Genomic DNA, 15,463 nt, shown 5'->3' with positions numbered 1-15,463 from the left:
GACTCCAGTCTCACCCGCCGAGCGCCTGCCGCGCAGAGCCGAAGGGGGCCCTGTCCTTACCCCTGAAGGACCCGCCCTGCCGCATGGGCGGATTCCGGGCGAAGGTGAAGGAGCAAGACACCGGCACCCCGGTCTCTCTTCCGTCGCCCCAGGCCGGCCGGCCGGACCGGGTGAGAGTGAGGGGGCCGGGTACACCACGGATCGAAAGAGGCGAGATGCGGTACATCAACCTGCGTGACCTGGAGGTTTCCCGGATCGGGCTGGGCGCGATGGGTATGTCCCACGGCTACACCGGCTCGGGCACCGATGACGCGGAGTCGGTCCGGACCGTGCACCGGGCGCTGGAGCTGGGCGTCACGCTCATCGACACGGCCGAGATCTACGGCCCCTACATCAACGAGGAACTCCTCGGCCGGGCGCTGAAGGGCCGCCGGGACAGGGTGGTGCTGGCCACCAAGTTCGGCTTGGTCTCGCACGGCGGCGACGGCGCGTGGAACCCGGACTCCGGCCCGGCCAACATCCGCACCGCGGTCGAGGGATCCTTGAGGCGGCTGGGTACCGACCACATCGACCTCTACTACCAGCACCGCGTCGACCCGAACACGCCGATCGAGGAGACCGCCGGCGCCGTCGCCGAACTGATCACGGAGGGCAAGGTCCGCGCTTTCGGCCTCTCGGAAGCCGGCCCGGATACGATCCGCCGCGCCCACGCCGTCCAGCCCGTCACCGCCGTCCAGTCCGAATACTCCCTTTTCACTCGTGGCGTCGAGGAGCGCGTGCTGCCCGTCCTGCGGGAGCTGAACATCGGTCTGGTGCCGTTCTCCCCGTTGGGCCGCGGCTTCCTGACCGGCACCGTCCGCTCCACCGACCAGTTCGACGAGCACGACTTCCGGCGCGGCAACCCCCGCTTCACGGGTGAGAACTTCCGGCGCAACCTTGCGCTGGCCGACGAGGTCAAGGCCCTCGCCGACGAGGCCGGTGCCACGACCGGTCAGGTGGCGCTGGCCTGGCTGCTCGCCCAGGGCGACGACATCGCCCCGATCCCCGGCACCAAGCGCGTGTCCCGCGTCGAGGAGAACACCGCCGCCGACGCCGTCACGCTCACCGACGAGCAGCTTCACCGGCTCAGCAGTCTGCCGCCCGCCGCCGGTGACACCCACACCGCGGCCCAGGCACGGATGCTCGAACGCTGATCACCCATCACCCGTCACCCGTCACCCGTCACCCGTCACCCGTCACCCACGCCACCCCCCGCACGACCCCCTCTGGAGTACAGCTCTCATGCGTGCAGCAGTGATGTACAAGGCCGGCGACGTCCGCGTCGAGGACCGGCCCGACCCGACCATCGTCGATTCGACCGACGCGGTGGTGCGCACGCTCGCCGCCTGCGTATGCGGCAGCGACCTGTGGCCGTATCGGTCGATGCCCGCCACCGGCGCCGGCCGCCCCATGGGCCACGAGTTCCTCGGCGTCGTCGAGGAGACCGGTGCGGACGTCGCCGGCCTGGCCCCCGGTGACCTGGTCGTGGCTCCGTTCACGTACAGCGACAACACCTGTGATTACTGTGCTGAGGGCCTGCACATCTCGTGCCGCAACGGCGGACGGTACGGCTTCGACGGTGTGGACGGCGGGCAGGGTGAGGTCGTCCGCGTCCCGTACGCCGCCGGCACCCTGGTGAAGCTGCCGGTGGCGGCCGACTCCGCGCTCCTGCCGTCCCTGCTGGCCCTGTCGGACGTGATGACCACCGGTCACCACGGCGCCGTCACCGCCGGCGTCATCCGCGGCGACGCGGTGCTCGTGGTCGGGGACGGCGCGGTCGGCCTGTGCGCGGTGATCGCCGCCAAGCGATGCGGTGCCGAGCGGATCGTGCTCGCCGGCCGCCATCGAGCCCGCACCGATCTGGGCCGGGAGTTCGGCGCCACCGACGTGGTCGCCGAGCGCGGCGAGGAGGGCGTCGCCCGAATCCGCGAGCTGACCGGCGGCGTGGACAAGGTGATCGAGGCCGTCGGCACCCGCCAGGCACTGGACACCGCGCTCGGCGCGGTCCTGGACGGCGGCACCATCAGCCGCCTGGGCGTTCCCCAGTACGAGCAGGGGCCGATCGGTCCGGCGGTCTTCATGCGGAACGTCACGCTGACCGGCGGCGCGAGCCCCGCGCGTGCCTACATCGAGCAGCTGCTGCCCGACGTCCTGGACGGCACCATCGTCCCCGGCCGCGTCTTCGACCGGGCCTTCTCCCTGGATCAGACCCCGGATGCCTACCGGGCCATGGCCGGCCGCCAGGTCCTCAAGGCCCTCATCCGCCCTTGAACCCCAACTCGCCCACAGGGCGTGCCGCGCCGGCTGACCCGGCGCGGTGTCATCGCCATGTCGTCACCCGGCTCGCGGGGCGCCGCGAGGAGCGCCGGATTCAGTCGCGCGTCGCGTAAGCGGCGATGAACATGTCCAGGAGCCCGTCGATGGCGGCCTCGTCGATGGGGCGGTTCGACAGCAGGTTCCGGTAGTAGAGGGCGCCGCACAGCACTTCGGCGGCGAAGGTGAGGTCGGCGTCCGGGTTCAGTTCGCCCGTGTGCTGCGCGAGGGTGATGCGGTGCAGCGTGCTGTTCTCGACGGCGGCCAGGAACCGTTCGTGGATGGTCTCCCGTAGTTCGGGATCGGCCTGGGCCTCGGCGATCACGGCTCGGTACACGGGGCCGATCGGTGGGGTGCTCAGCACGCCGGACGAGCGGATGAACTGTTCGCGCAGGTCCCGGCGGACGTCCCCGGTGTCGCGGTAGTCCAGGTCGTTGGCCCAGACGTGGCTGAGCGCGTCGAGGAGGAGGGCGGGCAGGGACGGCCAGCGACGGTAGATCGTGTGCTTGCCGACGCCGGCTCGCTGGGCGACGGCCTTGATGTTCAGGCCCGCGTAGCCGACCTCGACCGCCAGGTCGAGGGTGACCTGCAGGATCTCCTCGGTGCGGACGGCACCCCGGCGTCGCGGAGCGTGGGCGGACTCGGTCATGCGGGCCAGTGTATCGGCACTCCGTGTGCCGTTGACAGTCTCCGCTCGCGATGGCACGCTCTCAGCCTGAACGGCACACGGGGTGCCGATACGCCGTTGCGGTGGCGTTGGCGCGTTCCGGGCCGACGTCCGCCTGTTCGGCGTCGGAACCAGCCCCGGCCCGCAGAGCACCGAGCCCAGAGCCCAGAGCCACGAGGAGAACCCTTTGCAGATCACCGCGTCCACCGTCTCGCTCACCGTCGACGACATCGCCGCGTCCCACCGCTTCTTCACCACCCACCTCGGCTACGTCGAGCAGGCTGCCGCCGAGGGGTTCGCCTCGCTCTCCCGCGACGACGCCGCGGTGGACATCGTCCTGCTCGCCCGCGGCAACGAGGTGCTCCCCGCCGGCCAGCGTGACCAGCACGCTTCCGGCCTGATCCTCGCCTTCACGAGCACCGGCATCGAGGCCGAGGAGCAGCGGCTGCGCACCGAGGGCGTCGAGATCACCATGCCGCTGCGCGACGAGCCCTGGGGCGAACGCCTCTTCCAGGTCACCGACCCCAACGGCGTGATCGTCCAGTTCGTCGAGTGGGTCACCCCGTCCGCCCCCGAACACACCTGACAGCCCCGCGACCCGGTTAAGGACCTCAGCCTTGTCACCTGATCCGACCACCCTCCACCCCCTGCCCGCCCACGAGCGCGTGGTGTTCCTCGGACCGCTGGTCACCTCTCCGAACATCACCGTGGGGGAGTACACGTACTACGACGATCCGGACGGCGCCACGGACTTCGAGCACCGCAACGTCCTCTACGCCTACGGGCCCGAGCGCCTGACCATCGGCAGGTACTGCGCGATCGCCGCGGGCACCAGGTTCCTGATGGCCGGTGCCGAGCATCCGGCGATGGGGGTGTCCACGTATCCGTTCACCATGTTCGGCGGCCGGTGGGCCGAACAGACGCTGGACATCGTCACCGCCATGCCCAGCCCCGGCGACACGGTCGTCGGCAATGACGTCTGGTTCGGCTACGGATCGACCGTCATGCCCGGCGTACGGATCGGCGACGGCGCCATCATCGCGGCCGGCGCGATCGTCACCGCCGATGTCCCGCCCTACACGATCGTCGGCGGCAACCCGGCGAGGCCGATCCGGCAGCGCTTCGACGACGCCGACATCGAGCGGCTGCTGCGCGCCGCCTGGTGGGACTGGCCCGCGGACCTGGTCACCGAACACGCCCGCACCGTCATGGCCGGAACACCGGCCGACATCGAACGCATCGCCGCCGGCATCCGCTGACCCCGCATCCGAACAGTCCCGGTCTCCCGCGCGGAGACCGGAAAGGAGTACTCGTGAAGTTCGCACTAATGATTTTCGAGACGAAGGAGTCGCGCCGCAGGATCCAGGCCGACCGGGACGCCTACCGCACGGCGTACGAGACCTGGATCGGGCAGATCGCGGCGACCGGAAAGCTGGTCGGCGGCGAAGCCTTCGACACCGAGCACACCGGCCCGGTCACCGTACGCAAGACATCCGACGGTGCGACCCAGGTGACCGAGGCAGCCGCGTACCGGGGCGAGGAGACCCTCGGCGGCTGGTTCGTCCTCGAGGTCGCCGACCGCGAGGAAGCCGTCGAACTGGCCAGAGGCCTGCCCACCCCCGAGACGATCGAGATCCGCCCGATCCTGGAATCCGCCTGACACGGGTGCGTAGGGTCCGACGGCTCGGGTGGTCCGGACGGCTCCGGGTCGTTCTCGGAAGCGCCCGGGCCCGCCCGGGCCCCGGCCGGACAGGCCGACTCGCCTCCTCTCTGACAAGCTCTTTTCGACCTTGTTCGTAAGACGTCCACCGGAATGCGTAGGACGTCCGCCGGAGAAACCGAGGAGCACGTATGTCCAAGCCGCCGCTGCCGCCCGAGGCCGTCGAGATGCTGCGCCGCCCCAATCCCGCCGTCATGGCCACGCTGCGCTCCGACGGCACACCTGTGTCCACCCCCACCTGGTACGTGTGGGAGGACGACCACGTGCTGATCAGCCTGGACGAGGGCCGGGTCCGCCTGAAGCACCTGCGGCGGGACCCGCGGGTGACCCTGACGGTCCTCGACGAGACCAACTGGTACGACCACGTCACCCTCATCGGCCGGGTCGTCGAGATGTACGAGGACAAGGGCCTGGCCGATATCGACCGGATCTCCACGCACTACACCGGCGAGGCCTACCCGGACCAGGTGCGGACCCGGTACAGCGCCGTGATCGAGATCGACCGCTGGCACGGCTGGGGCACGCACCGGGACAGCGACCAGGCCTCGACCTGAGAGCTCCGGCGCAGGCTCACGCCCTCACTGCCGGCCCGCGAAGCGCGGGCGTTCCGGTGCGCCGAAGAAGACCGGCGCGGCGGAGCGATTCGAGCCGGGCGCCTTTGGTGCCGGACCATTCGTCAGTTGACCGGGCAATAGTGCTGCGGCGACTCGATTGCGGCACCGGTGTCTGTGTCTGTGTCTGGACGGACCGTACAACTGAGCGTGCGCACAACTGCACATGCGTACAACTGCGCGTGGCCGTGCGTGGATTGGCGCGCGCGGGGTCAGATCACGATCACCCGGCGGCCGCGCGTGTGGCCTGCCTGGCTGTCGGCGTGCGCCGCCGCGGCGTCGGCGAGTGTGTACGACTTCTCGACCGGGATGTGCAGCTTTCCCCGCGCGATAAGGGCGGCGGCCTCGGCGAGCGCGTCCGGCACGCTGCCGGCCACGCCGGAGAAGAGGACGCCGAGTTGCGGGGCGCCGAGGTCGGCGATGGAGACCACCTTCCGCGGATCCCCGGTCAGCTCGACGAGTTCGCGGATGACGCCCGAGCCGGCCAGGTCGAGCGCCGCGTCGACCCGGCCGAGCCGGCGCACGCGCTCGACCCATCCGTCGCCGTACGTCGTGGCGAGGGCGCCCAGGCTCCGTAGATAGTCCTGGTTCGCCGCCCCGGCCGTGCCGATCACCGGGATGCCGCGGTCGCGGGCGATCTGGAGCACCGCCGATCCGACTCCGCCGGAGGCGCCGCTGACCAGCAGGGTCTGTCCGGCACGCACGCCGGTCTCGCCGATGATGCGCAGCGCGGTCTCCACCACGGAGGGGTATCCGGCCGCCTCCTCGAAGGTCAGGCCCCCGGGCATCCGGGCCCAGGCCGTCAGCACGGCGAACTCGGCATAGGTGCTCACACCCTCCCCGAACACGTGGTCACCGGCCTCGATCCCTTCGACGCCCGCACCGACCTCGTCGACCACCCCTGCGGCGTCGAGCCCGACCCCGGAAGGCAGTCGGGTCGGATGCGCCCCCAGGACCTGGCCTTCACGGACCCGCCAGTCGACGGGGTTCACACCTGCCGCGCGCACGGCGACACGTATCTGGCCGGGGCCCGCGTGGGGCTCCTCGGCGTCGATGAGTTGCAGGACTTCCGGGCCACCGAACTCGGCGAAGCTCACTTTCTTCATGCGCCGAACGTAGCACTAACGGTTAGGGTTTTGAAACGAGTGCATCTTCAAAACAGATACTCCTTTGCACCTGCTAGCTTGAGGGCATGACCGTGCCGACCGGACGCCGTGAGCGCAAGAAAGCCGCGACCCGCCAGAAGATCGCGGACACCGCCATGCGCCTCTTCCTGGAGCGCGGCTACGACGCGGTGGGCATCCGTGACGTGGCCGAAGAGGCCGACGTGGCCGTCACCACGCTCTTCTCCCACTTCGCCTCGAAAGAGGCCCTGGTCTTCGAGCGGGACGACGACTTCGAGCAGCGCGTCACGCGGGCGGTCACCGACCGGGCGCCGAACGAGCCGCTCGTCCCGGCGCTGCGCCGCGAGATCCACGCTCTGGTGCGGCACTGCACGGCGGACAGTGCCGCCCCTGTCTGGCGCATGATCGACGCGTCACCCGCCCTGCGGAAGTACGACGAGTCGATGCGGCTGCGCCATGCCCAGACGCTGGGGACGGCCATCGCCGCCGATCCCGGCCTGTCACAGGCGCGGTCCGAGACGGCCTGCCGGGCGACCGCGAGGTTCGTGATCGACGCCTACGCGCTGGCCCGCGAGGCGGCCGATCCGCAGGCGGCGGTCGACGAGATCTTCCGCATGATCGAGGCTGCCTGGGAGTCCGTCTGAGCCGTCCGACGGCTCAGACGCGAGACTCGCGGCGCGGGCACGGGTGGCCGCGCTGACTGCCTCCGGCAAACATGGGTACCGGACATTCTTCCGAATAACACCACGCGTCCCGCCGGAGTGAGACATGGGCAACGACCAGAGCGAGAAGGCCACCATGAAGGCCATCACCTACGACAAGTACGGCGACAACGGAGTCCTCTCCCTCACCGAACAGCCCCTGCCGAAGGTGGGCCCCGGCGAGGCCCTTGTCCGGGTGCGCTATGCCGCCGTGAACCCGGTCGACTGGAAGGTCATGTCCGGCGGCCTGGACGCGATGATGGACACCGTCTTCCCCGTGATCCCGGGCTGGGACGTCTCCGGAGTCGTGGAGCGCGTGGGCATCGACGCCCCGGAGTTCACGGCGGGCGACGAGGTCTTCTCGTACGCCCGTAAGGACTACGTGCACGGCGGGACGTTCGCGGAGTACGTGACGGTCCCGGTGCGTGCCCTGGTCGCCAAGCCGGCGTCCCTGAGCTGGGGCGAGGCGGCGGGCGTGCCGCTCGCGGGGCTGACCGCGTACCAGACGCTGACCCGCCTGGGCACGGGCAGCGGCGACACGGTGCTGATCCACAACGCGGCCGGCGGTGTCGGCACGTTCGGCGTGCAGATCGCCAAGGCGCTGGGCGCCCGCGTCATCGCCACGGCGTCCGAGAGCAACCACGACCGGCTCAGGGAACTCGGCGCCGAACCGGTCAGTTACGGGGACGGCGTCGCCGACCGGGTCAAGGCGCTCGCCCCCGAGGGCGTGGACGTGGTCGTCGACTATGTCGGAGGGGTCCTGGACACCACGCGTGCGGTGCTCCGCGAAGGCGGCAGGCACGCGTCCATCGCCGACCCGGACGTCATTGATGCGGGCGGCCAGTGGATGTGGGCCCGCCCGGACGCGGCCGGGCTGCGCGCCCTGGCGGACCTGGCGGAGAAGGGGCAGCTGCGGGTACCGGTGGCCGAGACCTTCCCGCTGGAGCGCGTGGCGGACGCCTTCGAACTCAGCCAGGAGGGACACGTACACGGCAAGATCCTCATCCACGTCTCGGACAAGTGACAGGCGCGGCCCCGCGCCCGGCCTTGTAAATGTGTCGAGTCCTGTGAGTGTGTGGGGCGTCGAAAAGTGTGTTGTACGTGTGCGTGGCCCGCACTCACGATCCTGGAGCATCGACGTGTAGCTCAGTAGCAGAGCGCCGGGCTCGAGACCCGGAGGGCGCAGGGGGCACCTGCCACGTCGGCTTATGAACGACGACGCTGAGCAGCAGCTTCCGACCGTTTCCGGTCCTTTCCGGAATGGCCGACGGCACCCACTGGATGCGTCAGCCGCTGCGCTAGCCGACACACGAGAGGGAAGCGCGGACACACCGGGCCTACGCTGTCGCCCATGCCCGCACACCACGGACCGTTCACAGTGGATCGAGACGTCGAGCTGCCCGTCCCGGCACCTGGTGAGCTGTGGACCGCCGGGGCGGTCATCCTCAACCCCGCCGGCGAGGCCTTCGCACAACGACGAAGCCCGCAACGGCGCCTCTTTCCCAGCACTTGGGACATCGTGGGCGGCCACGTCGAGCCCGCGGAAACACTCCTCGACGCCCTCGCGAGGGAAGTCGAGGAGGAAACCGGGTGGCGTCTCCGCCGTGTCCGGCGCTTTCTGGGCACCACCACCTGGAACGGTGACGACGGCGCCGGGCTGCGTCACGAGGCCGACTTTCTCGTCGAGGTCGAGGGGGACTTGAACCACCCCGCACTGGAATGGTCCAAGAACTCCGCCTACGGCTGGTTCGGCCCCGACGACCTCGACCGGCTCAAAGAGAACCGCGGCCCCGGGGAGTTCCTGATCCACGACCTGATCGCGCGCGCCGTGCGCTATTGACGGGGCAGAGCCCGGGGACCGTGGCGGCGGGCTGGTCGGGGTGGAGTCCGAGCCGGCGCAATGCATCGGGGTGGACGCGGACGTCGAACCAGCCGTGCCGGCGGCCGGACATGCGCAGCCCGCCTGCCGCCGTCCGCAGTGTGCTCGGCGCAGACTCGTCCCGTGCAGAAGAAGAACGTGGAGACGAGCGACGACGGTCGCTACATCGTGGTCGACGGACGGAAGTGGCGAGCCACCGACCCGCTGGTCCCGGAGGAGACCGCCGCTGAGCTGCGGCGGCATCTCATGGCAGCCCGCCGTGCCGTGCGGGACGCCCTGAAGCAGGAGGACGCCGAGGCCGAACGGCGGGCTCGCGCTCGGGTGCAGTTGGCGAAGACCGCGCTCGGCGAACGAGGCGCCGCCTGGTGGGAGCAGTCGAAGGCGGAGCGTCAGCAGCGGTGGGAGGAGGGGCTGAAGCGCCTCGAGGAGGGGTGACGGAGGGGTGGCCGGTGGCCCTGACGAGGGCGACGCGAGGGCGGCTCCTGTGGTTTTTCCGTCAAGCATCCCCCACATTTAAGTCAGTCGATTGACTTAATGGGCTTCGCGATGCCTAGATCGTCGTCAGGACTAACGCCACGAGGAGGCCGGCATGAGTGCAGCGCAGGGGCGCGGCCGATGACCAGAACCGAACCCCGCACAGGCCGGGGCGCCGACACACGAGTCGCGATCATGACGGCGGCCGAACGCCTCTACGCCGAGCACGGACTGTCCAGCGTCTCCAACCGGCAGATCGGCGAGGCGGCAGGCCAGGGCAACACCACCGCCGTCAGCTACCACTTCGGCAGCAAGGCCACGCTCGTACGGGCCATCATGACCCGGCACAGTGAGCACGTCGACGTCATCCGCACGCGCTACGTGGAAGCCGCCGGCGACAGCACCGACCTGCGGGACTGGGTGCGGTGCCTGCTGCGCCCGGTGACCGAGCACAACGCGGCCCTCGGCGTTCCTTCCTGGTACGCCCGGTTCGCCGTCCAGGTGATGACGGACCCGCTGCTGCGGACGCTGGTGGCGGACGAGTCCCTCACGCGGGACAGCCTGCGCCGCACGCTCCAGGGACTGGGCCGGTGCCTGCACGACACCGTGCCCCCGGAGATCCGCCCCGCACGCGCCGAGATGGCCCGGCATCTGATCACCCACACCTGCGCCGAGCGGGAACGCGCCCTGGCCGAGGCCACGGCCGAGCCCGGCACGTCCTGGGAGCGCACCGCCGACGCCCTGGAGGACGCCCTGGTGGGACTGCTCGCCGCGCCCACCACCCGTCGCTGAGACCCGCGAAGACCCCGAGAAAGGAGCCCGAATGAAGATCACCGTGGACGAGGAGAAGTGCTGCGGCGCAGGCCAGTGCGTGCTGATAGCACCTGAGGTGTTCGACCAGCGCGACGAGGACGGCATCGTCGTCCTGCTCGACGCCGCGCCCCCCGCCGACCGGCACGAGGCAGTCCGCGAGTCCGCCCTCGTCTGCCCGGCCGCCGCCATCGACGTCCACGAGGACGCGTGAGCACCCCGTCGGACGTACTGGTCGTCGGGGCCGGCGCCGCGGGCCTGGCCGTAGTGGAGAGCCTGCGCCGCAAGGGCTACGACGGGCGGATCACGCTGCTCGGCGAGGAGCCCGGTCTGCCGTACGACCGTCCACCCCTGTCCAAGCAGGTACTGGCCGGCACCTGGGAGGCCGAGCGGACGCACTTGCGTACGCGTGACGTGCTGGACGCTCTGGATGCCGAGTTCGCCTTCGGTGAGCGCGCGGTGGCCCTCGACGCCGCCACGCGCACCGTACGGACCGCGAGCGGGGCGGAGTTGAGCGCGGAGGCCCTCGTCCTGGCCACCGGACTGTCCGCCCGCCGGCTGCCCGGCCTGTCGGAGGCAGCGGGCGTGCATGTACTGCGCACCCTCGACGATGCCGCACGGCTGCGCGGTGAACTGCTGGAGGCCGAACACGTCGTGGTCGTCGGCGACGGGGTGCTGGGCGCCGAGATCGCCGCGACCGCCCGACTCATGGGCGCGGACGTGACGCTCGTCGGGCCCCAACCGGCGCCGATGCGGCAGCAGTTGGGCCCGGACATCGCCCAGCGGCTCGCCGCGCTGCACACCGAGCACGGCGTACGGCTGCGCCCGGACACGCTCGTGGAGGCGGTGGAGACGACCGGCGGACGCGTCAGCGGTGTGCGGGCCGTCGGCGGCGACCTCCTCCGCGCCGATCTCGTCGTCTCGGCGGTCGGCGGCGCCCCCGCCACCGACTGGCTGGCCGACAGCGGCCTCGAACTGGCGGACGGCGTGGTGTGCGACGCCCGCTGCCGCGCCGCCGACGGGATCTACGCCGTAGGAGACGTGGCCCGCTTCCACCACGAGGGGCGTCGCCGGCCGCTGCGCCTCGAGAACCGTACGAACGCCACCGAGCAGGCCATGCGGGTCGCGGCGAACATCCTCGGCGAGGACCGTCCCTATCAACCCGTGCCCTACTTCTGGACCGACCAGTTCGGCGTCAAGATCCAGGTGTTCGGGCTGCCCACGCCCACCGCCGCCGTGCACCTCGTCGAAGGCGATGCGGAGCAGGGCCGGTTCGTCGTGCGCTACCTCGACGAGGAGGGACACCCCATCGCCGTCCTCGGCTGGAACATGCCCAAGCAGACCCGCCTGCACCGTCAGCAGATCCTCGACCAGTACGTCCGGCCCGAACCGGCCGCCGCGCGATGACCCGAGCCCCCCGCCCCACCGGAGAGACCATGACCAGCACCTCCCTCACCGCCGAGACGAGCGACCTCGACATCCCCGACTTCCCCCCGCCGCGCTCCGCGCAATGCCCCTTCGCCCCCTCTCCCGACCTGCGGGCCCTGTCCGGGTACGGCCCGCTCACCCGGGTCCGCTCCTGGGGCGGCAGCACGCCCTGGGCCGTGACCGGGCACGCCGAACAGAAAGCACTGCTCTCCGACCCGCGGCTGAGCGTGGAGTTCACCCGGCCGGGTTTCCCCAGCCCCGTGGATCCGGCGCACGCCCACGCGGGCAGCACCGACCTGAGCTTCGTCGGCATGGACGACCCCGAGCACGCGCGGCTGCGCCGCATGGTCAGCGGGGCCTTCACCATCAAGCGGGTCGAGGCGCTGCGCCCCCGGGTGCAGCAGATGGCCGACGACTTCATCGACGCGATGCTGGCGGGCCCGAACCCGGCAGACCTCGTCCAGGCGCTCGCGCTGCCGCTCCCCTCGCTCGTCATCTCCGAGATGCTCGGAGTCCCGTACGAGGACCATGAGTTCTTCCAGACCAACAGCAAGACGATCGTCTCCGCCGTCGCCACGCCCCAGGAACGGCAGACGGCCCACGGCAACCTCGCCGGCTACCTCGATGACCTCGTCGGCCGCAAGCTCACCGAGCCCGGCGACGATCTGCTCTCCAGCCTCTGCAAGCAGATCGAGAGCGGCGAACTCACCCGCCGCCAGGCCGCCACGATGGGCGTGCTCCTGCTCCTGGGCGGGCACGAGACCACCGCCAACATGATCAGCCTGGGTACGCTCCTGCTCCTGGAGCATCCCGGGCAACTCGCCCTGATCCGGGACACGGACGATCCCGCCGTCGTCCGCGACGCCGTCGAGGAACTCCTGCGCTACCTCTCCATCGTCCATCTCGGCCGCCGCCGCACCGCCCTGGCGGACATCGAGGTCGCGGGTCACACCATCCGCGAAGGCGACGGCGTCATCCTCCTCGGCGAACTCGCCAACCGCGACCCCGCCGTCTTCCCCGACCCCGACCGGCTCGACCTCACCCGCGACGCCCGCCGCCACCAGGCCTTCGGCGGCGGCAGCCACCACTGCGTCGGCCAGCCCCTGGCCCGGATGGAGCTCCAGGTCGTCTATCCCACGCTGCTGCGCCGCATCCCGACCCTCCGCGCCGTCGACGACCTCGACGCGATTCCCTTCAAGTACGACGCCGTCATCTACGGGCTGCACGCACTGCCCGTGACCTGGTGAGGGGGAGGGCCCGCCGGACCCGCCCCCACACCGTTCAGGCCGTCAGCCGCCGGCCGGGAACGAGGGCGGCGCGTCCTGCGGGCCCGTGCCCCATTCCTTGCCGGGCGTGGCGCCGAGCGAGAACCGCAGGCTCCCGCCCCGCAGCGCCGTCGAGCCCGGCACCCATGTCCGGTCGGTGGCCGCGCCGTCGACGCGTACGCCCTGGATGTACGGGGCGGACGCGCCCGCGCCGGGCGCGTCGATGCGCAGCGTGCGGCCCAGTCCTCCGTGCACCTCGGCCCGCGGGAACAGCGGCGAGGTGAGCACCAGGTCGGCGCGGGCCGGGACCTGCGGATAGACGCCGAGCGCGGAGAACACGTACCAGGCCGACATGGTGCCCGCGTCGTCGTTGCCCGGGATGTCGCCGGGCGTGTCGGTCCACAGCCGGTCCAACTCGGCGCGGACGGTCTCCTGGGTACGGGCGGGCTGCCCCAAGTAGTTGTACAAGTAGGGCGAGTTGATGTCCGGCTCGTTCGTCGGGTCGTACCGGGTGTCGTCCTTCGCCGAGAAGTCGAAGGCTCCCTCGGGCGTACGGAAGAACGAGTCCAGGCGCTCCACGGCCTTGTCCGGGCCGCCCATGGCCCGCGCAAGGCCGGCGACGTCGGAGTAGACCATCCACGTGTAGCGGGCGCTGCTGCCCTCGACGAACCCGTCGCCCGTACCGGGGTCGAAGGAGTCCCCGGCCCAGCTGCCGTCGCGGTTGCGGTCGCGCATCCAGCCGCCCTGGGGTGTGGCGTCCGGGTCGAACACGTTGCTCCAGGTGCCGGAGCGGCGCAGGAAGCCGGCCTGCTGGCCGCGCCTGCCCAGCGCGCCGGTCAGTTCCGACAGGCCGTAGTCGGCGGCCGCGTCCTCCAGCGTCTCCGCGGCCCCGCCCCAGCAGTGGCAGTCGTCGGCCGGGACGTAGCCGTGCGTGAGGTAGAAGTCGAGGGAGGGACGCTGTCCTACGCACTCGACCTGGCAGCCCGCGTCGGACGTGTCGTTCGCGGTCGGCACGGTGGCCGCGCGGACCAGGGAGTCGACCGCGCCGCGCACGTCGAAGTCCCTGGCGCCGAAGGCGTACATGCCGGCGAGCGCCACGGCCGACGGGTCGCCCGACATCACGCTCGTCCTGCCCTGCTGGAGCAGCCAGCGGTCCCATTCGCCGCCGCGCTGACCGGCGTACGCGTAGAGGGACTGCGCGTAGTCGCTCGCCGCCTTCGGCGACAGCCACGCCATCAACTGGACCTGGGCCCGGTACTGGTCCCAGCCCGAGAAGGTCCCGTACTGCGTGCTCTGGCCCTTCGCCAGCCGGTGGGCGCGGCCGTCGGCGCCGGCGTAGCGGCCGTCCACGTCGTTGGCGACGGTCGGCTCCAGCATGGAGTGGTAGAGCGCGGTGTAGAACGTGCGCCGCTGGGCCTCACTGCCGCCGCCGATGCCGATCTTGCGCAGCTCCGTGCGCCACTCTGCGGCCGCCGCCGAAGCCGTGTCGTCGAAGGAGGCCGACGCGGGGTTCTCCTCCCGCAGGTTCGCCTCGGCGCCCGCGGCACTCACGTAGGAGATACCGACCTTCATCTGGACCTGGCGTACGTCCTTGCCGAACGTCACGTAGGCCCCGGACCCCTTGCCGGGCTGCGGGTTGCCGTTCGTGTCGTAGCCGGTGCCGCCGGAGGCCTCGGTGCCGCCCGGACGCAGGTCGCTGTCGTGCCAGGTGCCGGTGGCCGCGAAGGGGGTGTCGAAGTGGGCGGTGAAGTGCAGGGTGTAGAGCTGGTGCCGGTTGTTCTCGCTCTGCGGGCCGCAGAAGTTGCCGGCGTCGACGGAGCCGGTGACGGTGCGGTGGGCGGCGTCGACCCGTATGTGCGCGTCGGTGCTGCCGCTCTCGGAGTTCGACGTGCGGAAGAGCATCGAGGCGGGCTTGTCCGCGGGGAAGCCGAAGCGGCCGGTGCCGGTACGGGTGGTGGCGGTCAGGTCCGCGGTCGCGCCGCTGCCCAGCGCGACCTGGTAGCGCCCGGCGGTCGCCTTCTCCTTGGCGTGGCTGAAGTCGGAGGCGTACGTGGCATCGCCGGTGTCCGCCGACGGGGAACTGGTCACCTCGCCCACATGGGGCATGACGGGGATGTCGCCCGCGGCGCCGGAGCAGCCGACGCCGCTGAGGTGGGTGAGCGAGAAGCCGCGGATCCGCGTCGCGTCGTAGCGGTAGCCGCCCGGAGCCGGGTTCTTCGTCTGGGTGCCCGTGGAGGTCTGCGGGCTCCAGGAGAGCATGCCGTAGGGGCGGACCGCGCCGGGATAGGTGTTGCCCGCGTTGCTGGTGCCGATCAGGGGGTCGACCGCGCTCACCGGGTCGGCCACCAGGGCGGGGGCCGGGGCCGCGACCGCCGGTGCCGTCATGGTGAGCAGACCGCCGGTGAGCACGGCGGCCACGGTGCCGGCCAGCA

Annotated in this window: 16 protein-coding genes, 1 tRNA gene and 1 pseudogene; 15 read left to right on the top strand and 3 right to left on the bottom strand. The window is 71.1% G+C overall.

Features of this window, described 5'->3' with window-relative positions:
• The first annotated feature begins 215 nt into the window (after positions 1–215).
• A complete protein-coding gene (locus ABD366_RS05370; protein ID WP_324772834.1) occupies positions 216–1,193 on the top strand; it encodes an aldo/keto reductase in 978 nt (325 codons plus the stop codon).
• Between the two features lie 88 nt (positions 1,194–1,281).
• Positions 1,282–2,310 (top strand): zinc-binding dehydrogenase, encoded by a 1,029-nt coding sequence (locus ABD366_RS05365; RefSeq protein ID WP_324772832.1) that lies wholly within the window; start codon positions 1,282–1,284, stop codon positions 2,308–2,310.
• A 100-nt stretch (positions 2,311–2,410) separates the two neighbouring features.
• Here ABD366_RS05365 and ABD366_RS05360 read toward each other — a convergent pair whose 3' ends face one another.
• Complete coding sequence (locus ABD366_RS05360) at positions 2,411–3,001, bottom strand: TetR/AcrR family transcriptional regulator (RefSeq protein WP_324772830.1); 591 nt, start codon at positions 2,999–3,001, stop codon at positions 2,411–2,413.
• A gap of 205 nt (positions 3,002–3,206) precedes the next feature.
• On the opposite strand from ABD366_RS05360, the gene ABD366_RS05355 reads away from it, so the two are divergent.
• The 4 genes from ABD366_RS05355 (at position 3,207) to ABD366_RS05340 (ending at position 5,293) form a co-directional block, all read left to right on the top strand.
• On the top strand, positions 3,207–3,605 hold the full coding sequence (locus tag ABD366_RS05355) for a VOC family protein (protein WP_324772828.1): 399 nt from the start codon (positions 3,207–3,209) through the stop codon (positions 3,603–3,605).
• Positions 3,606–3,636: 31 nt separating this feature from the next.
• Entirely contained in the window at positions 3,637–4,278 is a 642-nt protein-coding gene (locus tag ABD366_RS05350; protein WP_324772826.1) for a CatB-related O-acetyltransferase, read from the top strand.
• 53 nt (positions 4,279–4,331) lie between these two features.
• Positions 4,332–4,679 carry a YciI family protein gene (locus ABD366_RS05345; RefSeq protein ID WP_324772824.1) on the top strand — a complete coding sequence of 116 codons (348 nt, stop codon included), beginning with the start codon at positions 4,332–4,334 and terminating at the stop codon, positions 4,677–4,679.
• Between the two features lie 191 nt (positions 4,680–4,870).
• On the top strand, positions 4,871–5,293 hold the full coding sequence (locus ABD366_RS05340; RefSeq protein WP_324772822.1) for a PPOX class F420-dependent oxidoreductase: 423 nt from the start codon (positions 4,871–4,873) through the stop codon (positions 5,291–5,293).
• Positions 5,294–5,562: 269 nt separating this feature from the next.
• Here the strand turns inward: ABD366_RS05340 and ABD366_RS05335 are convergent, their stop codons facing one another.
• Complete coding sequence (locus ABD366_RS05335; RefSeq protein ID WP_324772820.1) at positions 5,563–6,456, bottom strand: NADP-dependent oxidoreductase; 894 nt, start codon at positions 6,454–6,456, stop codon at positions 5,563–5,565.
• Positions 6,457–6,542: 86 nt separating this feature from the next.
• On the opposite strand from ABD366_RS05335, the gene ABD366_RS05330 reads away from it, so the two are divergent.
• The 9 genes from ABD366_RS05330 (at position 6,543) to ABD366_RS05290 (ending at position 13,013) form a co-directional block, all read left to right on the top strand.
• Positions 6,543–7,118, top strand: coding sequence for a TetR/AcrR family transcriptional regulator (locus ABD366_RS05330; RefSeq protein ID WP_324772818.1), 576 nt, complete (start codon positions 6,543–6,545; stop codon positions 7,116–7,118).
• A 154-nt stretch (positions 7,119–7,272) separates the two neighbouring features.
• Positions 7,273–8,199: an NADP-dependent oxidoreductase gene (locus ABD366_RS05325; protein ID WP_324772904.1), complete on the top strand. Its 927-nt coding sequence runs from the start codon at positions 7,273–7,275 to the stop codon at positions 8,197–8,199.
• Between the two features lie 111 nt (positions 8,200–8,310).
• Positions 8,311–8,380 (top strand) — tRNA-Ser (locus tag ABD366_RS05320).
• Between the two features lie 146 nt (positions 8,381–8,526).
• On the top strand, positions 8,527–9,015 hold the full coding sequence (locus tag ABD366_RS05315) for an NUDIX hydrolase (protein ID WP_324772816.1): 489 nt from the start codon (positions 8,527–8,529) through the stop codon (positions 9,013–9,015).
• Positions 9,016–9,177: 162 nt separating this feature from the next.
• Positions 9,178–9,489, top strand: a complete 312-nt coding sequence (locus ABD366_RS05310; protein ID WP_324772814.1) for a hypothetical protein — start codon at positions 9,178–9,180, stop codon at positions 9,487–9,489.
• Positions 9,490–9,669: 180 nt separating this feature from the next.
• Positions 9,670–10,320, top strand: coding sequence for a TetR/AcrR family transcriptional regulator (locus tag ABD366_RS05305; protein WP_324772812.1), 651 nt, complete (start codon positions 9,670–9,672; stop codon positions 10,318–10,320).
• A gap of 31 nt (positions 10,321–10,351) precedes the next feature.
• A complete protein-coding gene (locus ABD366_RS05300) occupies positions 10,352–10,552 on the top strand; it encodes a ferredoxin (RefSeq protein ID WP_324772810.1) in 201 nt (66 codons plus the stop codon).
• Positions 10,549–11,745 carry an NAD(P)/FAD-dependent oxidoreductase gene (locus tag ABD366_RS05295; RefSeq protein WP_324772808.1) on the top strand — a complete coding sequence of 399 codons (1,197 nt, stop codon included), beginning with the start codon at positions 10,549–10,551 and terminating at the stop codon, positions 11,743–11,745. Before ABD366_RS05300 ends, ABD366_RS05295 begins: the two co-directional genes overlap by 4 nt.
• A 29-nt stretch (positions 11,746–11,774) precedes the next feature.
• On the top strand, positions 11,775–13,013 hold the full coding sequence (locus ABD366_RS05290) for a cytochrome P450 (protein WP_324772807.1): 1,239 nt from the start codon (positions 11,775–11,777) through the stop codon (positions 13,011–13,013).
• Between the two features lie 45 nt (positions 13,014–13,058).
• Here ABD366_RS05290 and ABD366_RS05285 read toward each other — a convergent pair.
• A pseudogene (locus ABD366_RS05285) lies at positions 13,059–15,416 on the bottom strand (GH92 family glycosyl hydrolase); the annotation flags it as partial.
• Positions 15,417–15,463 lie beyond the last annotated feature (47 nt).

Source organism: Streptomyces kunmingensis (assembly GCF_039533535.1).
In the GTDB taxonomy this organism is placed as follows: Bacteria; Actinomycetota; Actinomycetes; order Streptomycetales; family Streptomycetaceae; genus Streptomyces; species Streptomyces kunmingensis.
The sequence above is the reverse complement of the archived record's forward strand: the minus strand, read 5'-3'. Positions and strand labels throughout refer to the sequence as shown.

Bases quoted from the DNA above. Each gene is read 5' to 3' on its own strand.
- ABD366_RS05370 (WP_324772834.1), top strand. From the start codon at position 216: ATGCGGTACATCAACCTGCGTGACCTGGAGGTTTCCCGGATCGGGCTG.
- ABD366_RS05365 (WP_324772832.1), top strand. From the start codon at position 1,282: ATGCGTGCAGCAGTGATGTACAAGGCCGGCGACGTCCGCGTCGAGGAC.
- ABD366_RS05360 (WP_324772830.1), bottom strand. From the start codon at position 3,001: ATGACCGAGTCCGCCCACGCTCCGCGACGCCGGGGTGCCGTCCGCACC.
- ABD366_RS05340 (WP_324772822.1), top strand. From the start codon at position 4,871: ATGTCCAAGCCGCCGCTGCCGCCCGAGGCCGTCGAGATGCTGCGCCGC.
- ABD366_RS05335 (WP_324772820.1), bottom strand. From the start codon at position 6,456: ATGAAGAAAGTGAGCTTCGCCGAGTTCGGTGGCCCGGAAGTCCTGCAA.
- ABD366_RS05330 (WP_324772818.1), top strand. From the start codon at position 6,543: ATGACCGTGCCGACCGGACGCCGTGAGCGCAAGAAAGCCGCGACCCGC.
- ABD366_RS05325 (WP_324772904.1), top strand. From the start codon at position 7,273: ATGAAGGCCATCACCTACGACAAGTACGGCGACAACGGAGTCCTCTCC.
- ABD366_RS05315 (WP_324772816.1), top strand. From the start codon at position 8,527: ATGCCCGCACACCACGGACCGTTCACAGTGGATCGAGACGTCGAGCTG.
- ABD366_RS05305 (WP_324772812.1), top strand. From the start codon at position 9,670: ATGACCAGAACCGAACCCCGCACAGGCCGGGGCGCCGACACACGAGTC.
- ABD366_RS05300 (WP_324772810.1), top strand. From the start codon at position 10,352: ATGAAGATCACCGTGGACGAGGAGAAGTGCTGCGGCGCAGGCCAGTGC.
- ABD366_RS05290 (WP_324772807.1), top strand. From the start codon at position 11,775: ATGACCAGCACCTCCCTCACCGCCGAGACGAGCGACCTCGACATCCCC.